A 1058-nucleotide genomic window follows, 5' to 3' on the forward strand; every position below is an offset into this window, starting at 1 on the left:
GACGACGTTACGGACCCAGCGACACCGACCCTTTCCACGGTAACTGGCGAGTGCTCCGCAACGGCAAGCGTTCCAACGACAACGGACAACTGCTCTGGAACTATCACGGGAACGACCTCTGATCCGCTAACCTATAACGCCCAGGGAACCTATACGATCACCTGGACATTCGACGATGGTAACGGTAACGCTATCAGTGTCCCGCAGACGGTCATCGTTGACGACGTGACGGATCCTGCGACACCTACTTTATCAACGGTAACTGACGAGTGCTCCGCAACGGCAAGCGTTCCAACGACAACGGACAATTGCTCTGGAACGGTCACAGGAACAACCTCTGATCCGCTAACCTATAACGCTCAGGGAACCTATACGATCACCTGGACTTTCGACGATGGTAACGGGAACGCTATCAGTGTCCCGCAGACGGTCATCGTAGACGACGTGACGGATCCAGCGACACCGACCCTTTCCACGGTAACTGGCGAGTGCTCCGCAACGGCAAGCGTTCCTACGACAACGGACAACTGCTCTGGAACTATCACAGGAACAACCTCTGATCCGCTAACCTACAATGCTCAAGGAACCTACACGATCACCTGGACATTCGACGATGGTAACGGGAACGCTATCAGTGTCCCGCAGACGGTCATCGTTGACGACGTGACGGATCCAGCGACACCGACACTTTCCACGGTAACTGGCGAGTGCTCCGCAACGGCAAGCGTTCCAACGACAACGGACAACTGCTCTGGAACTATCATGGGAACGACCTCTGATCCGCTAACCTATAACGCTCAGGGAACCTACACGATCACCTGGACTTTCGATGATGGTAACGGCAATGTTATCAGTGTCCCGCAGACGGTCATCGTTGACGACGTGACGGATCCAGCGACACCGACCCTTTCGACAGTGACTGGCGAGTGCTCCGCAACGGCAAGCGTTCCAACGACAACGGACAACTGCTCTGGAACTATCACGGGAACGACCTCTGATCCGCTAACCTATAACGCTCAAGGAACCTACACGATCAACTGGACGTTCGACGACGGCAA

General features: G+C 55.1%; 1 protein-coding gene. It reads left to right on the forward strand.

All coding sequences use genetic code 11. From position 1 onward, the window contains the following. Positions 1-1058, forward strand: a 1058-nt coding sequence (locus tag AB9K26_RS00740; RefSeq protein ID WP_369970632.1) for a PKD domain-containing protein, incomplete at both ends; no start/stop codon positions are given.

This window comes from Psychroserpens sp. XS_ASV72, assembly GCF_041224425.1.
Classification (GTDB): domain Bacteria; phylum Bacteroidota; class Bacteroidia; order Flavobacteriales; family Flavobacteriaceae; genus Psychroserpens.